The sequence below is a fragment of the Nocardiopsis sp. N85 genome (assembly GCF_028882275.1).
GTDB classification, from domain to species: Bacteria; Actinomycetota; Actinomycetes; order Streptosporangiales; family Streptosporangiaceae; genus Nocardiopsis; species Nocardiopsis lambiniae.
Genome location: NZ_JARBUT010000001.1, coordinates 880,997 through 899,082, shown reverse-complemented (window position 1 = coordinate 899,082; position 18,086 = coordinate 880,997). Strand labels below are relative to the sequence as shown.

16 protein-coding genes are annotated in these 18,086 nt (G+C 73.4%); 8 read left to right on the top strand and 8 right to left on the bottom strand.

All coding sequences use genetic code 11. From position 1 onward, the window contains the following. Nucleotides 1-103: 103 nt before the first annotated feature. Together PWG71_RS03855 and PWG71_RS03850 are read right to left on the bottom strand one after the other, a co-directional pair. Nucleotides 104-862, bottom strand: a complete 759-nt coding sequence (locus tag PWG71_RS03855; protein WP_274808138.1) for an RraA family protein — start codon at nt 860-862, stop codon at nt 104-106. A gap of 212 nt (nt 863-1,074) precedes the next feature. After that, nucleotides 1,075-1,983, bottom strand: a complete 909-nt coding sequence (locus PWG71_RS03850; RefSeq protein WP_274808053.1) for an Lrp/AsnC family transcriptional regulator — start codon at nt 1,981-1,983, stop codon at nt 1,075-1,077. 497 nt (nt 1,984-2,480) lie between these two features. On the opposite strand from PWG71_RS03850, the gene PWG71_RS03845 reads away from it, so the two are divergent. From PWG71_RS03845 to PWG71_RS03835, 3 genes are all read left to right on the top strand, one after another. After that, nucleotides 2,481-3,998, top strand: coding sequence for an LCP family glycopolymer transferase (locus PWG71_RS03845; protein WP_274808052.1), 1,518 nt, complete (start codon nt 2,481-2,483; stop codon nt 3,996-3,998). A gap of 305 nt (nt 3,999-4,303) precedes the next feature. Next, the gene (locus tag PWG71_RS03840) at nt 4,304-5,014 is read left to right on the top strand and encodes a cell wall anchor protein (RefSeq protein WP_274808051.1); all 711 of its coding nucleotides are present in this window, start codon (nt 4,304-4,306) and stop codon (nt 5,012-5,014) included. A 157-nt stretch (nt 5,015-5,171) separates the two neighbouring features. Beyond that, nucleotides 5,172-5,963, top strand: coding sequence for a hypothetical protein (locus tag PWG71_RS03835; protein ID WP_274808050.1), 792 nt, complete (start codon nt 5,172-5,174; stop codon nt 5,961-5,963). Nucleotides 5,964-6,024: 61 nt separating this feature from the next. On the opposite strand, the gene PWG71_RS03830 is transcribed toward PWG71_RS03835, so the two are convergent. Further along, entirely contained in the window at nt 6,025-6,234 is a 210-nt protein-coding gene (locus tag PWG71_RS03830; RefSeq protein ID WP_274808049.1) for a dodecin, read from the bottom strand. A 548-nt stretch (nt 6,235-6,782) separates the two neighbouring features. On the opposite strand from PWG71_RS03830, the gene PWG71_RS03825 reads away from it, so the two are divergent. Then, on the top strand, nt 6,783-7,004 hold the full coding sequence (locus PWG71_RS03825) for a hypothetical protein (protein ID WP_274808048.1): 222 nt from the start codon (nt 6,783-6,785) through the stop codon (nt 7,002-7,004). 15 nt (nt 7,005-7,019) lie between these two features. Here PWG71_RS03825 and PWG71_RS03820 read toward each other — a convergent pair whose 3' ends face one another. The 4 genes from PWG71_RS03820 to PWG71_RS03805 form a co-directional block, all read right to left on the bottom strand. Then, complete coding sequence (locus PWG71_RS03820) at nt 7,020-10,523, bottom strand: hypothetical protein (RefSeq protein ID WP_274808047.1); 3,504 nt, start codon at nt 10,521-10,523, stop codon at nt 7,020-7,022. A gap of 338 nt (nt 10,524-10,861) precedes the next feature. Further along, on the bottom strand, nt 10,862-14,314 hold the full coding sequence (locus PWG71_RS03815; RefSeq protein ID WP_274808046.1) for a hypothetical protein: 3,453 nt from the start codon (nt 14,312-14,314) through the stop codon (nt 10,862-10,864). A 114-nt stretch (nt 14,315-14,428) separates the two neighbouring features. After that, entirely contained in the window at nt 14,429-14,611 is a 183-nt protein-coding gene (locus PWG71_RS03810; protein WP_274808045.1) for a DUF397 domain-containing protein, read from the bottom strand. Beyond that, nucleotides 14,608-15,369: a helix-turn-helix domain-containing protein gene (locus PWG71_RS03805; RefSeq protein ID WP_274808044.1), complete on the bottom strand. Its 762-nt coding sequence runs from the start codon at nt 15,367-15,369 to the stop codon at nt 14,608-14,610. Before PWG71_RS03805 ends, PWG71_RS03810 begins: the two co-directional genes overlap by 4 nt. Before the next feature lie 98 nt (nt 15,370-15,467). Here PWG71_RS03805 and PWG71_RS03800 point away from each other — a divergent pair, with 98 nt between their 5' ends. Both PWG71_RS03800 and PWG71_RS03795 read left to right on the top strand, forming a co-directional pair. Then, entirely contained in the window at nt 15,468-15,749 is a 282-nt protein-coding gene (locus PWG71_RS03800; RefSeq protein ID WP_274808043.1) for a hypothetical protein, read from the top strand. 170 nt (nt 15,750-15,919) lie between these two features. After that, nucleotides 15,920-16,153, top strand: coding sequence for a hypothetical protein (locus PWG71_RS03795; protein WP_274808042.1), 234 nt, complete (start codon nt 15,920-15,922; stop codon nt 16,151-16,153). 136 nt (nt 16,154-16,289) lie between these two features. Here the strand turns inward: PWG71_RS03795 and mobA are convergent, their stop codons facing one another. Further along, on the bottom strand, nt 16,290-16,853 hold the full coding sequence (gene mobA / locus PWG71_RS03790) for a molybdenum cofactor guanylyltransferase (protein ID WP_274808041.1): 564 nt from the start codon (nt 16,851-16,853) through the stop codon (nt 16,290-16,292). Between the two features lie 145 nt (nt 16,854-16,998). On the opposite strand from mobA, the gene PWG71_RS03785 reads away from it, so the two are divergent. Both PWG71_RS03785 and PWG71_RS03780 read left to right on the top strand, forming a co-directional pair. Beyond that, nucleotides 16,999-17,256 (top strand): hypothetical protein, encoded by a 258-nt coding sequence (locus PWG71_RS03785; protein WP_274808040.1) that lies wholly within the window; start codon nt 16,999-17,001, stop codon nt 17,254-17,256. A gap of 244 nt (nt 17,257-17,500) precedes the next feature. Further along, complete coding sequence (locus tag PWG71_RS03780) at nt 17,501-17,884, top strand: hypothetical protein (protein WP_274808039.1); 384 nt, start codon at nt 17,501-17,503, stop codon at nt 17,882-17,884. The last annotated feature ends 202 nt before the right edge of the window (nt 17,885-18,086 follow it).

The window sequence follows — 18,086 nt, the reverse complement described above, 5'->3', positions numbered from 1 at the left end:
GGCGAGCACACGGGGCACCCCGGGACCGAGGCCGCGGTCACACCTCGGGCCGGCACGAAAGCCGAACCGCATGTGACACCCGGGACGGGTGGGGCGCGCGGGGCTACTCGCCGCCGTAGGCCTCGCCGAGCGCCGGACGCGAGGACAGGCGCGGCCGGGACTGGTCGCCCCCGGAACCGCGCGCCGCCCCCTCACGGCGACCGCCCAGGGGCCTGGTGCGCGCGCCGGAGCGCCGGCTCCGGGTCTCGACCGCGCCCTCCCAGCCGCTGACCCGCGACGGGTCCAGCCCGAGCAGGTCCAGGGTGCTCTCCCCGGCGCACACCGCGTCGATGATCTCCCGCTCGCGCGTGATGCTGTCCATCGTCTCGGCGATGATGGCGCTGACCTGCCCCCGGGGCAGGCACACGACGCCGTCGTCGTCGGCCACGATCCAGTCGCCCCTGCGCACCGGGAGGGGGACCGGCCCCACGGTCGCCATGGTGATCTGCTCCCCGACCGAGCCGCCCGCTTCCGGACGCGCCTCGCGCACCGCCACCCCCGCGCCGAACACGGGCAGTTCGCAGCGGGCGATGGCGGCGACGTCGCGCACGCACCCCTCCAGGACGATGCCGGTCACGCCGCGGGCACGGGCGGCCACCGCCAGGATCTCGTCGATGTAGCCGTACTCGGTCTCCCCCGAGACGTCGACGACCAGGGCGGCCCCGGGGGGCGCCTGGGCGATGGCGACGTGCAGGGCGAGGTTGTCCCCGGGGGCGCAGCGCACCGGAAAGGCGGTCGCCGCGAAGGAGGCCCCGGGCCAGACGGAGAACAGATCGGTCCCGAAGGGTCGGGCACCGCACCTGGCCAACGCCACCGTGCCCACAGCCGTCAGTGTGTCCGCAAGCGCCATGTCTGCCTCCCGCTACACCCGCGCCCGGTGTGGCCGATTCGAACCGGCCTCCTCCATACTCACGGGTAACTTAGGCGTGACGCAAGCCATACGTGGCGGAAACACGTAAAAATGCTACCGATGGTTACATTTGTCGGCGACCCAGCGCGCGAGACCGTGGGACCGGTGCCTCCGCGGCACGCCCCCTACCCGGGGATCCACTCCAGCGTCCGGTCCCCGCCCCGCCGTTCCTTGCGGATCGACAGGTGCTCCCAGGTCTCCACGTGACCGACCCCCGGTGCGCCCCGGAGCGCCTCCAGCGCCTCCACCAACCGGCAGCGGTCGGGCGCGGTGAGCGTCCCCACGATGTCGTAACGGCCGAACCCGCTGGCCAGGAACGAGACGCGGGACATGTTCGCCAGCGCCGCCCCCAGCGCCTCGGCGTCGCCGCGGCAGCGCAACCCGAACCCCAGCTGTTCGTTGGCCCCCAGCGCCGTCGGCTCCACGATCGCCGTCACGTGGATCACCCCCGAGTCCAGCAGACGCACCACTCGGGAGCGCGCCGCCGCCTGCGACAGGCCCACCTGCCGGGCCAGATCCGCGTACGAGGCGCGCCCGTCCCGGAGCAGTCTGCGAACCAGCCGCCAGTCCAGGGCGTCCAACTCCACGTCGCGCAGTTCCCGAACGCTGCTGTGGGCGTCCTTGAACACCGACACCGCGCGGAACACCTCCGCGCCCTCCACCCCCGGCAGCGCGCGCAACTCGGCGAGCTCCTTGGTGAGAGCGGCGTCATCGGCCAACCGCACATGGGCGACGGCCGGGAACCTGCCCGCCGACTGCGCGGCGAAGGTCACCGCCTCGCGTTCCCCCAGGGCGTCCATCAAGGGGCCGACAGGACCGGCGACACGGAACGACACATGGCCGAGGACCTCCATGCCCACCACACCGGCGTGCAGAACGCCGACGATCCTGATGGCCCCCGACTGGACCAGTTGGCGCACTCTGGCGCGCACCGCCGTACGAGAGAGGCCGACCCCGTCGGCCAGCGCCTGGAACGTCGCTCTGCCGTCCCCCTGCAACGCGCGCATCAGCGCCGCGTCAACCGCATCGAGCACAATGGTGCCTTTCGTTCCCATGACGCCGCCCTTCCCCCGGACGACGCCCCCTCCTGCGGCCAGATCATCGCAGCTACGGCGCCGCCATCACTACCGATCGAGAAAGAAATCGGCTGATTCACCCCTTTGAACGGCCGAGAAGCGTGTCCCAATGCCCCATCGAAGGCGTTGGAACCACATAACAGACTTGTATAGAACATCCCTAATGAGGGAGTAGCCGTGCACACAACTCAGGCAGAGCGCCACACTGATCTCACGGGCCCGCGCCACTTCCCCCGGGGCACTTCACGCCGCGCGACGGAGGGCATCGGCCCCGACGGCACGCCCCGGACCCTCACCGGTCATCGGGGGGAGGGCCTTCCTCTCTCCGTACGGACGTCACCGTCGACGGATACGGACGTGCTCGCGAACGGCACCACATGACCGCGAGCGGTCCATCGGCGGGGAACAATGGACAGTACGGGGCCGGAACTCCGACCCCTGGAGAGGAAGCGTCGGTGGCAGCGGAGGACGAGCGAGGGGACAGGGCGTCGACGCGCCCGAGCACGGCCGGAGCCCTGTTGTGGACGGCCGCCGCGGTCCCGCTTCCGGGCATCGCCCACCTGCGGATGCGCCGCTGGGTGGCGGGCGCGGTGATCCTGGGACTGTACCTGGCCGCCATCGCGGCCCTGGTGGTGTGGGCGATGAGCCTGACCGGCGCCGGGGCGGACACCCTGACGGCCGTGGCCGGTATGGCGTTGCGCAGCAGCTGGCTGCTGACGGCGATGGGCGTGGTGTTCGTCGTGGCGGTGCTGTGGATGGCCGTCATCGTGCACTCGTGGGTCATCACCCGCCCGGCGGGGGGGTCGCTGGGCGTCCGGCTGCTCAGCGGGGCCGTGGTGGTGCTGCTGTGCCTGATGGTCGCGGCGCCCTCCGCGCTGGCCCTGCACGGCGGGTACACGACCTACGCGGCGCTCAACAACATCTTCGGCGGGCCCGATCGCGAGGACATGCCGCACGACGCCGCCGACCCGTGGAACGGGGCCGAGCGGGTCAACGTCCTGCTGATCGGTTCGGACTCGGCGGACAACCGGTACGGCGTGCGCACGGACACGATGATCGTGGCCAGCGTCGACACGCGCACCGGCGAGGCGGTCCTGGTGGGCCTGCCCCGCAACCTGGAGGACGCGCGCTTCCCCGAGGACACCGCGCTCGCCGAGCGCTATCCCGAGCCCTACGGGTTCGACCTGCTGCTCAACGACGTCTACCAGACGGTGGCCGAGGACCCGGAGGAGCTGGCGATCAACCCCCACGTCTCCGACCCGGCGGCCGACACCCTCAAGGCGGTCATCGGGCACAACGTCGGTCTGGACGTCTCCTACTACGCGATGGTCGACATGATGGGGTTCCGGGACCTCATCGACGCCATCGGCGGTATCCGGGTGAACATCGAGGAGCCCATCCCCTACGGCGTGCACGGCGGGGTCCTGGAGCCGGGCATCCAGCTGCTGGACGGCCACGAGGCGCTCTGGTACGGGCGTTCGCGTGTCAACAGCGACGACTACGGGCGCATGGGCCGCCAGGGCTGCCTCATCAAGTACGTGGCCGAGCAGGTGGAGCCGACCACCGTCCTCACCAGCTACCGGCGACTGGCCGGCGCCACCGAGCGGACCCTGAGCACCGACATCCCCCAGTCGAAGGTGCCCGCGTTCGTGGAGCTGGCCGACCTGGTCGGCGACACCGGCGGGATGAGCACGTTGCAGCTGTCTCCGCCGCAGGTCAACACGGCCAACCCGGACTGGGACGAGGTCAAGCGGTTGGTCGACGAGGCGATCGCGGCCCAGGAGTCGGACGGCGACGAGCTGCCCACCGGCACCCCCTCCCCGACGGACCCGGCCGCGCCGGGCGAGGAGGCCGTGGAGGAGAACGAGCGCACCGAGTGGCAGGAGTACACGGGGCTGGACGAGGAGGCCCCGGCCGACCCGGGCCGCCAGGTGGGCGAGCAGGCCACCGATCTGAGCACGCTGTGCCCGTGACACCGTGAAGCACGGCCCGAGGGGGCGCCGACCGAAGGGTCGGCGCCCCCTCCCGTGTGCGGGCCCGGTGTCGGCGACGAGGCGATCGGCGGATCCGGGCCGTTCGGCGCGGAGGGGCGCTCCCCCGGCCCCGCGATCCCCGTGTCCGGGCCCGGTGGGCGCGGCGGTGCGGTCGGCGACCTCCGGGAGAACGCGTGACTGCCCGTCGGAGCCGTCGGTGAAACCGCGGGCACGTCAGGTGACCGGTCCCGGTCAGGTGCCGGTGATCCGTTGCCCGCTCCCCGGGCCCGTGTGAATCTGACGCGGTGACCTCCGCTCAGCTTCTGGCCCTTGTCGCGTTGGGCGCCTTCCACGGTCTGCATCCGGGCATGGGCTGGCTGCTGGCCGTGGCGCGGGGCCTCCAGGAGGGCGGTCGCGGCGCGGTGCTGCGCGCGCTGCCGCCGATCGCCGTCGGCCACGCCGGGAGCGTGGCGGTGGCCGCGGTGGCGATCACCGTCACCGGTTCGGTGACCGCCTCGGTGCTCTTCCCCGTGGTCGGCGGGGGCCTGATCGTGGTGGTCGGGCTGGTGATGCTGTTGTGGCGTCGGCACGCGCACCGGATGGAACTGCGACTGCCGCCGTGGCAGCTGGCGGCCTGGTCGTTCGTCATGGCCTCGGCGCACGGGGCGGGGCTGATGCTCATGCCGGTGCTGGCCGGGAACACGTCGCACGACATGGACGCCGGCGGCGGACACGGCGGGCACGGGGTCGCGGCCACCGACGGATCGGCCACCGTGGCCGGGGCCGCCCCGGAGGCCGAACCCGGGGCGTGGGGCCTGTGGGACGCGACCCTGACCGGGCTGCTGGCCGCCGGGGTGCACACGGCGGCGATGCTCGCGGCGTGCGCGGTCGCCGCGTTGGTGGCCCACGACTTCCTGGGGGTGCACGCCCTGCGCTGGAAGGGGGTCACCATGGACCGGATCTGGGCGGTGACCCTGCTGTCGGGCGGTGTGCTGGTGCTGTGGTCGGTGCTCTGAGCGGCCCTTCGGCGAGGCCACCGCAGGAGTGCCCGCGGACCAATGTGGGAAAAATGTCCTTTGTGCCGGAAATCTGAGCATGTCTTCCGGAGTTGACCACTCTGGAACCCGCGTCGGGGGGCGTCGCCGCCCGGCACGAGCGAAGGGCACAAAGGGCATGGCACACCGACCCGCACGACCGGAGCGCCGCTGGAACCGGGGCCTCCTGGCCGTCGGCCTCATCCTGGTCCTGGGCCTCATCGCGGTCCTGGGCACCCGCCTGGTCGCCCAGCGCGGCGACACCGCCTTCCCGACCTCCACGCCGTGGGGCCCCGAGTGCTCGGTGTGGACCGGCGAGGAGAGCGTCCGCCTCGAACGGGACCAGGCCCGGCGGGCCACCACCGCGGCCGCGGTCGCGACACAGGGGGACGCCGCGCCGGTCGAGGCGCCCGACGTCGAGGACATCCCCGACGAGGTGATGGAGGTCCTGGAGAACGGCCCGGAGGACGACGCCGGACCGTCGTTGACCTGCCGCTCCGTGAAGGACCGCGACCTGGCCGTCGAGCCGGACCTGGAGCCCTCCGGGCTGACCCCTCGGGCGCAGAGGCTCAAGGACGGGGTGGAGGAGCACTTCTCCGAGCCGAGCCTGGGCGGATACGTTCCGGGCGGTTACAACACCGGGCACGGTGAGGGTTCGGCGCACTACGACGGGCGCGCGCTGGACATCTTCTACCGGCCGGTCAACGAGGGGAACCGGCGCGAGGGCTGGATCATGGCGCACTGGCTGATCGCGCACGCGCCCGATTACGACATCGACGTCATCATCTTCGACGACCGCATCTGGAGCACCTACTACCCGTCCCTGGGGTGGCGCGACTACGATGCCGACCCGGACAACGAGATCCTGCGCCACCTGGACCACGTGCACGTGGACGTGCAACGCGGCCGGGACGCCTCCGAGGAGCGCTGACCGAGGGCGCGGGGGCCGGTGGGGGCCGTCGACGCCCCACCGGCCCCTCCCGTGCCCCCGGCTACTCGTCCAGGCGGAAGCCGACCTTGAGACCCACCTGGAAGTGCGCGACGCGGCCGTCCTCGATGTGCCCGCGGACCTCGGTGACCTCGAACCAGTCGAGCCCGCGAAGCGTGCTCGACGCCCGGTCGATGCCGTTGTGGATCGCCTGGGTGATGCCCTCCGGCGAGGTACCGACGATCTCCGTGACCCGATAGGTGTGGTGGGACATGTGTACCCCCTGCTGATCGGTTGCGCGCGGCCCGACGGGCCGACCTCCGCTCATCTGCCTCCCCGTTATCCCCCTCCGTCACACGTTCCGTCGCACGAAGGCGACGTCCCGGCCGCTCCGACCGGGAAAGGGAGCGGAGGAGACACGTGACCGGGCATGGATAAGGACTTTGGACCCTCTTGGGATTCCGATGACCACGAGGGCATGGACGTCTCTTCCGTCACGTCCCCGAAAGGCCCCTGGAATGGCGGTATACGTACTGACCTGGGACTAAAGCCCCAGAGAGGGCGGGACTCTCCCGAGACAACCTCGTAACCGACTCTTGACGTACCCCCGGGGGGGTCGGTGTACATTGGGTCTTGGCGCTTCGGTCCCCCGTCGAAGCGCGGAACGATGTTTCGAGCCCCCGTCGGAACATCGTGTGCGACGCCGGGTGGTTTGCCCCCGTAACCACCCGGCGTCGCCTTTGTCTTTTCGGGGCCGGGCCCCCTACCCTGCCGTTACCGCCCTTTGACCGGGCGGGAGGTTTTTCTCCGAGGGGGTCGGCATTGGGCGATGAGGAACGGGCCGAGACCGCGATCTGCTCGCGGCGCGACTGCCGCGAGGCGGCGGTGTGGGCCCTGGTCTGGAACAACCCGAAGGTGCACACCCCGGACCGGCGCAAGGTGTGGACGGCCTGCGACGAGCACCGCGCCTACCTGACGAACTTCCTGGAGCTGCGGGGCTTCCTGCGCGAGACCGTCTCCGTGGACGAGCTGAAGGAGCGGTAGGGCCGGTCCGGCCCCTCAGGAGACCGCCGTCAGCCGTGCCCGCTCCCGTACCGCCGCGTGCGGTGACTCCCCCGCCTCCACCAACAGGCCCGGCCAGGGCTCGACCCATCCTTCCAGCCAGCCGCGCATACCGACGGCCCCGACCGCGACCAGCCCGTCGAGGACTCCCCGGTGGTCGCCCCGTTGCCGGGAGCGCGCCACGAGGTCGCGTACCCGCGCCTCGATCGGCGCGGACGCCGGTTCCGGGGCCCAGGCCCGCAGTACCGTCCGGGTCACCGGGTCCAGGTGGACCATCGTGTACAGGGGGTGCCGGGCCAGGATCCCGATGAGGGCCTCGGCGGACGCGAGGGCGCCATCCGGATCGTCCTCCACGAGGGAGGCCTCGGTGAGCCGGACGACGTGCTCCAGGTGTTCGGGACGATCGCCCAGACGGTCGATCACCGGCGCGATCCCCCTGGCCAGGGACGACCGGCGCGCACCGGTGGACCGCTCCAGACGCCGGTGGACGCTCCAGGCGAGGGTGGAGATCCTTCTCTGGAACGTCTCGTGGGGTTCACGGACCCGCGGCCGCACCGGGATCGGGCGGCTGGTGGCGTCGGCCGCGTCGGCGTCCGCCAGGGCGATGAGGAGGGCCGGGAGACGGCCGTCGATCGAGCCGGAGTCCAGCAGGGCCGACAGCACCGGCAGGGTCCGGCCGAAGGGCCGGGCGAGATCGGTCACCGCCGCCACCGTGTCGTCGACGAGGTCCGGGCACCACGGGTACCAGCGGGCGCGTGCCGTCATGAGCGCCGGATCGGCGTCGGCGAGGTCGGGCAGCGCGATCACGAAACGCGCGAAGGCGGTGCGATGGGCGGGCGGCAGGTCGAGGGGCTCCACGGCGAGCGCCTCGCGTCGGATCTCGGGGGCGTCGAACTCGGGGACCCGTGCGGCCAAGCGTTCCACGACGTCGGGCGCGCCGTCCGTCAAGCGGGTCAGTGCGCCGACCACGGCCGCCCTGGCGTCACGGTGGAGGTCGGTGTCGGCGAGTGCGCGGAGAAGGTCGTCGACGACGCCCGGTGGCCGGTGCGCCACCGCCAGCCGGGCCGCCTCCTTACGGGCGATGATCGCGCCGGGTCCGGTCAGCAGACGTGCGATCAGCGGACGCGACCGGGACGGGGGCAGGTACGCGGCGTGCCGGGTCAGCGCCCGGACGGCGAGGTGGGCGTGGGGCCCGTGGAGGAGGCCCTCCAGGGCGGTCACGGCGCGCTCGGGCGTGTCCACGCGGCCCAGAGCGCCCACGAGGTACGGGCGGAGTTCGGTCGAGGTCTCGCGTTCCGAGAGGGCGGCCAGGCGGTCGGCCGTACCGGGGAGGCGGGCGAGTCGGTGGACGAGGTCGGCGCGCTCGTAGACCGGCCGGTCGGGGTCGGAGGCCAGAACCGTCAGCCGGTCGGCGAGGCGGTCCACCAGGTGTCCGGGCCAGGTGCGGGTGGTCCACCGAGGGAACTCCGCCCACCGGTGCCCGTCCTCGGCCGCCGCCCGAACGATGACGTCCAGGGCGCCGCTCACCACGCCGGGGGCGGCACGGTCCGCCAGGACCGCCCACACCGGTTCGGTCAGGACGGTGGCGGGGTCCGCGGCGAACAACGCCAGGGCGCGGCGCAGGACCTCGTCTCGTCCGTCGGTGGGATCGGCTGCGGTGCCCTCGTCCCCGGGCCCGGAGGGGGTCCGTCGGGCGGGGACGCCGTTGAGGTGCAGACGGGCCGCGCGTCCGGCGTCGGAGGAGCGGGGGTCGGCGAGGATGATCGCGCGCAGGGCGTCCTGGAGGCGGGGGAGGTCGTGGGCCCGGGCACCGAGTTGCCGGGCCAGGAGCAGGGCGGGCGCGGTATCGCGGCGGGCCCCGGCGGCGGCCGTGTGCGGGGCGATCCGGGCGTACAGGGCGTGTTCGAGCCCCGGGGGGAGGATCCGCTCCAGAGGAGGCAGGAGGGTGTCGGGTTCGCGGAGCCGACCGGCGGCCAGCCCCCGGAGTTCCTTGTGGACATGCACTTGGAGGCCGCGTTCCCCGAAGACCTCGATGAGGCGGGCCTGCACCTCCACCGCCCAGGCCCGCGCCCGGGGGAGGTCGCGGGTGTCCGGGTGGGTGAGGAGGCGTGCGGCGAGGACCCGCAACGCCACCCGGGTCGCCGTGGAGGTGTCGGGTGTGGTGGCGGTGTCGTCGAGCAGGGCGTGCGGGAACGAGGTTCCGGCGTCGGGGCCGACGGCGTCGAACCCGGCGGCCGCGGCCAGGAGGGGGACCGGAACACGGGTCAGCCCGGCCAGGAGGGCGGCGCGGACCTGATCCCGTTCCGCGCGGGCCCGGTTCGTCCGGGCGGAGGCGACCTCCGCGAGCAGGGCCGGATCCCCGGTGCGGGCGGCGGCCTCCATGAGGCGGGTCAGCGCCCGGGCACGGCGCTCGGGATCGCCGGCGTCGGCCGCCCGGTCCAAGATCTCCCGGGCCCGTGCCCGGGGCAGGAAGGCGGCGGCGTCGAGGTCGGCGTGGGGGTCGCCGGCCGTGGTCCCCCGCTCGCGTCGGTCGGCCAGGACGGCGAGGATCCGCTCGGCCTCGGCCTCGGCACGGGCGGGGGGCAGCAGGTCCAGGAACGGCAGGAGCGCGGTGCCGTGTCCGGTGAGACGCTTCAGGTAGGTCGCGGCCAGGGGGCGGGGCATGGCGGTGAGCACCCGCAGCGCCTCGGTCGGGTCGTGGGCGATCGCGTCCAAGAGTTCCCTCTCGGCGCGGGTGTGGTCGAAAAGGCGGGGGAAGGCCTCGGGGTAGCGGGGCACCGCCGAGGACTCCTCCCCCAGGTCGCGGACCCGAGGCAGTTCCGCGAGGAGTTCCGGATCCCGGAGGGGACCGAGGAGGTCCAGGAGCGCGCCGGGGGCGATCGGGTCCAGGGCGGCCAGGAGCGGGAGCACGTCGCGGGGCCAGACCAGGCCCGGGGGCGGGGCGTCGCGGAAGGCGCGCATGTGGTCGAGGAGGATGCCGGGATGACGTCGGGCCAGCCGCCCCCGGGCGCGCACGGCGTAGGCGAGGTCGGGCAGGCGGGCGGCGACGGTGCGCGCGGAACAGGCGGGGAGCAGGGCGGCGGCCTCGAAGTCGCCGTGGTCGCGACGGACGGCGGGCAGCAGCCGGTCGGCGAGGGCTTCGCGCCGGGTGTGGAACAGGGTGAGGTAGAGCTCGCGGCGCACCGCCGAGGCGGCGTCGTCCACAGCGGCGGCGAGGGCGTCGTCGCCGACCCCGGGCCAGGTCCGGAGCAGGGCGCGGCGGCGCGACTCCTGGTCGGGGCCGGACAGGACGGCGGCGAAGGCGGCGGTGTCGCGGGCGGCGATCGCCATGTGCAGTGCGAGGGGGCCGTGGCGGCCGGTGCGCAGCCGTTCCAGGAGGTCGGACAGTTCCGGGGTGCCCGCGTGCTCCCGGGCCAGGGCGGCGGTGCGAGCCATCCGGTCGCGGTGGGACAGGTCGGCGGTGGCGGCGAGCAGGTCCTCGACGGAGGGGAGGTCGGTCACGAAGCACTCTCTGTGCGGAGGCGGAGGCCGGGGCGGCGGGCGTCGTCCACGGAGCGTGGAGGCAGGGTGGCGGGGGGAGCGGGGCGGGACGGCGTCGATTCGGGGCGTCGTGCTCCGCCATCGGTGCGGAGCCCCTGAATCCATTCTCCGTCCCCGCCGCCACGGTCCGCCACCCGTTTTCCCCGCCTGTGGACGACGCCCGTGCCAGGGGTCCTCGCCCGTCCGGCCCGCCCCGGGGCGGGCCGGACGGGTGGCGGCCGGACGGGTGGCGCTCCGGGCCGACGGCGGTGTACGGGCCGCCGTACGCGACGGTCCCGGAACGTCCCGTGCCGGGCGGATCAGTCGGCGGCCACCCGCCAGGCGGCGGCGCGCAGGGCGGGGTCGCCCGGATCCGCGATGCGGGTGAGCAGCTCGGGCCAGGGGTCGGCCGGTCCGCACTCGGTCAGGGCGCGTCGGACGAGCGCCAGGGCGAGCACTCCCGCCGCAGGGCGGATCCGCTCCTCCTCCGTCGCGGCCCGCAGGAGGCCCCGGACGATCTCGGCCCGGACGTCCCAGGGGATCTCGTCGCGCCCCCAGCGGTCGCACAGCGCCTTCACCGGACGGAGGGGGACGTCGTCGCCGAAGTGGGCCGTGCGCGAGCCCAGGCGCAGGTACCACAGGAGGAGTCCCGTGATCTCCGCGGGCCGTACCCGACCCCCGTCGCGGCCGATCCGCGACTCCACGCGTCCGATGACGAGGTCCATCGCCTCGGGCAGATACTCGTCCCGGCGTTCCAGGGAGCGCACGACCGACCGCACACGACCGTCGAACCGGCCGGGGTCGTCCCGCTCCCCCGTGTACACCGCCGAAGCGAATTCCCCCAGCAGCACGGTCAGCCGGCGATGCGGTGTGTCCGCTCCCTCCCGAACGCGGACGAGTGGCCCCGCCGACGGTCCCGGAACGAGATCGAGCAGGCGGTCCACCACCTCGTGCGCCCGGTCGAGGGCGATCCCCCCACGCCACAGGGCGTGGAGCCCGACACGGGTCCGGCCGAAGGGCCGTCCCATGTCGCACGCGGCGTCGTTGAGGGCGTCGACGTCGGGCGCACCACCCCAGGAGGCCCAGCGGGAGGTCCAGTACCCGAACCGCCAGTGGGTCTCCTCCGCCTCGGGCAACGAGGCCACCAGCGCGGCCATCGCCGCCCGGTGCTCCGGCGGGCAGCGCAGGGGCCCGGGGCCCAGGAGGGCGAGCCGGGTCTCGGTGTCCGCGAACCCCGGGGCGTGCTCGGCCAGTGCGGGCAGCGCCGCAGGGTCGTCCAGGCACCGGGCGAGGGCACCGATCACGGCGGCGCGCACGTCGCGGTGCGGCCCGTCGGCGGCCAGGATCCGGGCCAGGTGTTCCACGGCGCCGGGCGGGCGATGGTGTGCCAGGAGGCGGGCGGCGGTCTTGCGGACGGTGACCTTGGCCGGGCCGTCCAGGGCCCGGGCCAGGGCCGGACCCAGCTCCGAAGGCGGTGTGGCCAGGGCCCTGAGGGACAGCGCCGGCGCGGCGGCCCGGGACTGGGGACCGTCCATGGCGTCCAGGAGGGATTCCAGGTCGCGGTCGTGGTTCCGGCCGAGGGCGCGCAGGGCGGCCTCCCGCAGCACGATGTCCTCGGTGGTCCGGTAGGGCCACAACCGGTGCGTCGTCCGGGGCAGGTCGCCCAGGCGGAGCAGGGCCCGTTCCCGGTCGTCGACGCTCAGCGCGGGATCGGCGGCGATGACGCTCAGGTGTTCGGCGACGGCACTGGTCAGGCGGAGCGGCCAGAGCCGGGCCGCCCGCCGGTCGACGTCCGGAATCCAGGCGCGCCCGTCACGGACCCGGGTCGCCGTCGTCACGGCCGTGAGGACGGCGTCGGTGCCGTGCTCTCGGGCGAGGAGACGCCAGACCCGGGGGATCCGCACGGTGTCGGGGTCGGTCCCGGTCAGGCGGAGCGCCTCCCGCGCCGCGTCCGGTCCGGACAGGTGGAGCCGGGCCGCCGGGCCGGCCACGGCCGGATCCCCGGTCTCCGATACGGCCGCACGCAGGTGCGCGCGCAGTTCCGGGAGGTTCCGGGCCCGGCGGCCCAGTTCGCGGACCACCAGGACGGTGGGCAGGTGATCGCCGCGTTCGCGGGCGGCGGCCAGCACGGGGGTCAGGCGCCGGTACAGCTCGTGTTCCGTTCCTCGGGGCAGTACCTGGTCCAGGTGGGGTTCCAGGTCGACGCCGCGCCCCCGCCTCCGCGACGTCCACCAGGGAGGGTTCGCGCGAGGGCGGCCGGGCTCCCCCAGGCCCTCGCCGCCGAAGCGCTCCACCAGGCGCGTGTAGACCTCCAGCGCCCACGCGGTGAGCGCGGTGCCGGTGCCGGGGTGGCGGAGCAGGCGGGCGGCGATGTCGCGCAGGGCCCGGCGGGTGTCGGCACTCGTGTCGCGGGCCTGGACGGTGTCGGCGAGCAACCGTTCCAGGGCCGGGAGCGACGCTTCGAGCAGGGGCGGGGGTGTGTCGGCGACGGCGCTCAGCAGGACGCGGCGCACCGGGTCGCGTTCGGCGCGGGCCCGTTCGGCACGGGTGAGGAGGACGTCGGCGATCAGCGCCGGATCACCCGTGCGCACGGTCGCCTTGAGCAGGGCGGCCAGGCCGCGGGCGCGTCGGTCGACGTCACCTGAGCCGGCGGCTTCGGTGAGCGTCCCGGCCACCTCGGCGTGGGGCAGGAACGCGAGGACGTCCAGGTCGAGGTTCGGGTCGTCGCGGCGTCCGTTGCGCCGTGAACGGCGGAGGCGTTCCAGAGCGGACCGTGCCTCCTGTTCGGCCCGTCGTGGGGCGAGGAGGTCGAGGTTGGCCGTGAGCGACGGGATCCGCAGGGTGTCGCGGCGCTCCAGAAAGGCCTCCAGGTAGCGGGCGCGGACCTCGGGTTCCATGGCGCGGAGTACGGGGCGGGCCGCTTCGGGGGAACCGCGCATGGCGCGCATCAGGGAGCGGACGCTGCGGTCCCCGTAGACCGTCGCCGGGTAGCGGGTCGGGTAGAAGCGCTCGTCGTCTCCGTGCGTTCGGTCGTGGACGCGGGCGGCGTGCGGGTAGGCGTGGTACCGCCGCCCCGGGTGCCCGGTCGCCAGGTCGGCGACCGCCTCGGGGCGGAGCGGGTCCAGGGCGCGCAGGAGGCGGGTGCGGTCGGCGGGTTCGTCGTCGCGGCCCGCCTCGCGCAGGGCGTGCAGGTAGGCGACGAGGGTGTCCGGGTGGCGGCGGGCGAGCCGCCGCCAGGACAGGACCGCGTGGGCGAGGTCGGGCAGGCGCGCGGCGACGACCCGCGAGGAGCAGGCGGGCAGGAGGGCGGCGGCCTCGGGTGCGCCGTGATCGTGGTGGACGCGGGACAGGAGTCGGTCCGCGAGGGCCGTGCGGCGGGCGTGGAGCAGGGTGCGGTAGAGGGCGCGGCGCAGCTCGGTGGGGGCGTCGCGCAGGGCGGGGATCACGGCCTCGTCGGGGACGGGGAGCGCGCGGACCGCGCGCAGGGCGGCCCGGCGCAGATCGTGGTGGGGCGAGGCGAGGTGGCGGACGACCGCGTCGAGGTCGCGGGAGACCAGGGCCAGCTGGGAGGCGAACGCACGTTGGGCGTGCGGGGCGAACCCGGTTCCCCGAGTGTGGGCCTCAAGGTCGCGGATGATCGCGGTGAGTTCCGGGGTTCCCGCGCGGCGGCGGGCGAAGTCCGACAGGGCGCGCGTCCGCGCGGTCGCGGAGAGGGGTTCGACGGTGGAGAGAAGTGAGGGGGCCGACGCCTGCGTCGGCTCGGTGGGGCTCAACGGCCCGGGCGGAGACCGCCCTTCCTGATCGTCATGGCGCGAGAGTACACCGGGTTCGCGACATGTGAGAACCCCCGGGCGGTCCGGTCCGGGGGTTCTCACCGCGCTTCGGGGTCAGCGGCCGGCGCGCACCCCGGCGAGCAGCGCGGACCACTCGACGCGGTCGAAGGCCAGGTGCCCGGCCTCCCGGTTCTGGGTGTCGCGGACATCCGCACCGTGGACACCCTCACGCGCTTCCACGCAGTTGTTCCCGTTGGCGCTGTAGCTGGACTTGTGCCACTCGGTGGGGGTGCTCATGTGAGGCTCTCCAGGTATTCCAGGGAGGACGCGACGGGCATTGCGTTGGTCAAGGCTGCCGTGACCACGGCGTCTACGCGCTCCGTCGAATCGGCGTTTAGTACTACGGTACCGTCTGCGTGATCACTAGCGATGATCCTCTCGCCGGATCGCAACCGGTAGACCATGAGTGGAGCGACAGGCAGTGGCATCGCAGCTCCGGGTGGGGCCAGAGTGAGTGTGACCCGTCCGGTTTCCGCCCATGAGAGCAAGTGCTTCGCCTGTGCCCCTCGGAGGTCTGCGGACAGTCCTCCGACGGCCGTCGCGGGAAATGTAGCGGCGATTCGCAAGTCGGGCAGTTCCGCAAGGCGGTCGCACCGTAGGGCGACCAGACGTGCGAGGTCGTCCTCACTGGACGTGGGGCTGCCCGCGAGAAATACGGCGCGGGCGTACTCGGGGGCCTGCAACATCCCTGGCACCCCTGATGACGTGATCAGGGTCGCGTGTCGAGCGGCGGGCTCAATCGCAGCAAGGTCCCTCGCCCATTCCGGCAGCCCTGAACGCGAAGTCTGCGCGTGCCACACGACTAACAGTTTTCCATCGGCTTCGCATGCCGTGTCCAACTTTTCCGCATTATCGCGCTTTGGTGGCGAGTGCCCATGCTCCCACCTGTTCACGGAAGACACGGAAACCTGTGCCCTTTGGGCTAGCTGGGTTTGCGTAAGCCCTGCGAGTTCCCGGAACTCAGTGAGAGCCTCAGCGAAGGGGTTCAAAGGCATGCTCAAAGCATGCCAATAATTTTCCGGGAACGCACCGGTTTTCTCAGTGTCTTCTGATCACTACGGAAAGCCGGAGGTGATCGCTCACCATGGGTGCCATGAACGATGCTCCACGAACCCCGTTCGCTCCTGAAGCCGAGGCGGCGGTCCTCGCTCTGCACTCCGCGTTGCGCCGTCGGGGGATCGCCGCGAGGGACGGCGACCTCCCTGGATCGGTGCGCGCCGAGTACGCCGGACGCCACGTGACCGTCCGCTACGTCGACCACCGGTGGTGGCGACCGATGTGGGGCGAACCCCACGTCACCGTCCCGGTCGCGCACGAAGGCGGCGAAGACCACCTCGCCCGCGACCTGGTCTCCGAACTCCTGGGGCGGCTGTGAAACCCCTGACCTTCGACGAGTTCGCCCGACTCATCCGGCCCCGAGCCCGGCCCGCCACGATCGCGCACCACCCGGCCGGGCCTCTGCCCCGACGAAACCCCGGAACCCGCGCGTCCGCACCGACCGCACCGACCGCACCGACCGCACCGACCGCGAGAAAGGAAACCACCATGCCCGACCGGAAGACCGCCGCCGACCGGCGCGACCGGCCCGCCACGCCCGGCCAACGGGAACGCGCCGACGCGCTCTTCGACCGCCTCTCCTCGCTCCTCCGCGAGGCGTCGGACCCCACCGTCGACCCGGCCGCCGTCCTGCGCCGGGCCGACAGGGCCTTCGACTCCCTCCACCGCCACCTCCGCGCAGGCGGCGCCCTCCCCCACCCCTGGCGCGACGCCCGCCGCTGACCCGGGATCCGGGTGGTCACCGCAGGCCGGTCGGGCTCCCGCACGGGCGACGCGGGACGCACGCCCGACCGGCACGTCCACGGCGCACGGCACCGGGGCACCGGCCGTGGAGTCACCGCGGGGAGGCTCCCCGGCGTCAGCCGTCGAGGCGCCGGGCGGCGCGGGCGAGGTCCTCGGGGGTGTCGCAGTCGGCGACGGCGTCCGGATCGGGGGCTTGGACGAACCGGGGCCCCAGCGGACCGAGGAGCCCGTACAGGGACCGACCGGTGTACGCCGCCAGGGCCGCGCGAACGGCACCGGTGTCCCAGACACCGGTGAGCCACTGCTCCCGTCCTCCGCCGTCGACGAACACCGCGCCGACGTCCTCGACGGCACCCTCCAGGGTCGCCAGGTGCCCTCCGGTCAGGTGGGGCAGGTCGGCGGCGAGCAGGGCGAACCGCTCGGCGGTGACGTGCGGCAGCCCCGCGCGCAGGGCGGGGACCGGCCCCGAGCCCGGCGGGTCCTCGCGCACGTACAGGGCGGGCGGCGAATCCCTCTCGGGGCCCACCACGATGATCCGGCCGTCGGGCGCGTGGGCGCGGACCGCCGCCGCGACGCGCTCCACGAGGGTGTGTCCGGCGACCGCCAGTCCCGGCTTGTCGACGCCGCCCATGCGGGTGCCCGCCCCGCCCGCGAGGATCACCGCGTCCAGAGTGCTCACTCCCCCAGCATGCACCCTCCCCGTGCCGCGCAGGGCGGTCAGAGAGGGGTGAGGGGTCTCGGGGTTCCCCCGTCCACGGGAGAAGCCCTCCTTCGCTTGGGCGCGTCGCGGCGTCCCCCGTCCCGCTCCGTCACATCATGGAAGGGTGAGAGAGACATCGTTGGACGACCACGTGACCGTACACCTCGTCGGAGGCCCGCCGTGCTGGGACGGGCTCGCGATCGAGGGGGTGTACGACCACGAGGAGATCTACGAGGTGCCCGTGGGGGATCTCGGCGCCCTGCTGAGGGCTCCGTCCGCACCACGGCCGCCGCAGGCGAAGGGCGCGCACGAGGTGCGGGCCGTGTACGAGCCCCTTCCCGGCGGCAACCGGAACGTCTGGCACTTCAAGGGGTGGGAGTGATCCCTGCCCGGGACCCCGGACCGATCAGGGTCCGGACCGGGCGAGGGCTCACACGTTCGAGGTGAACGCGGAGGACACCCCACCATGAACACCACAGAAAAGGCCTGGAAACACATACAAAGCAAGAAAAAAACCACACAAACACCTAGAAGTCACTCTTCGAGTGTGGTTGAGTACGCATCGCCCCCAGATGCGGGGCGGCCCCTGCCCCGGCCCCTCACTCACCGCCATGACGAGGAGTCCCATGACCGCCGCGCTCTCCCGAGGCAAGACGATCGCCCTGGCCATGGCCTTGGGCCTGCTGCTGTCCTTCGGCATCACCATCGGCACCGCGGCCCCCGCCGCCGCCGCCGGTACCTTCCGTCTGTGCAACGTGGCCTCCAACTACACGGCCCACGCCACCTTCTCCAACAGCGGGGGTTTCTCCACCCGGGTGGTCGGCCCCGGCCAGTGCACGTCGGTCGGCATCTCCTCCAGCACCCCCTCCTACTACGTGACGATCCGCGGGACGTGGGCCAACGCGGCCTCCAAGAGGACCCACCTGTACAGCATCCCCGCCGGTCGCAGCATCGACTTCCACACCGGTGGGACCTTCGCCTCCCCGCAGTTCACCCCGCTGGTCTACTGACGACGCACCCGAGGAACACGGCCCCTCGCGCCCGCACCGCGCGAGGGGCTCTTCCACGGTCGTCGCCGGAACGCGGCGACGCCTCTCCCGGGGGACTCCCCGACGCGGTGTTCCGGGGCACACGAGGGCCACCGGGGCACCGCCTTCCGCGGGAGCCGGACACGGGCACCGGGGGAAGGGCGGAACCCACCGACGGGCCCCC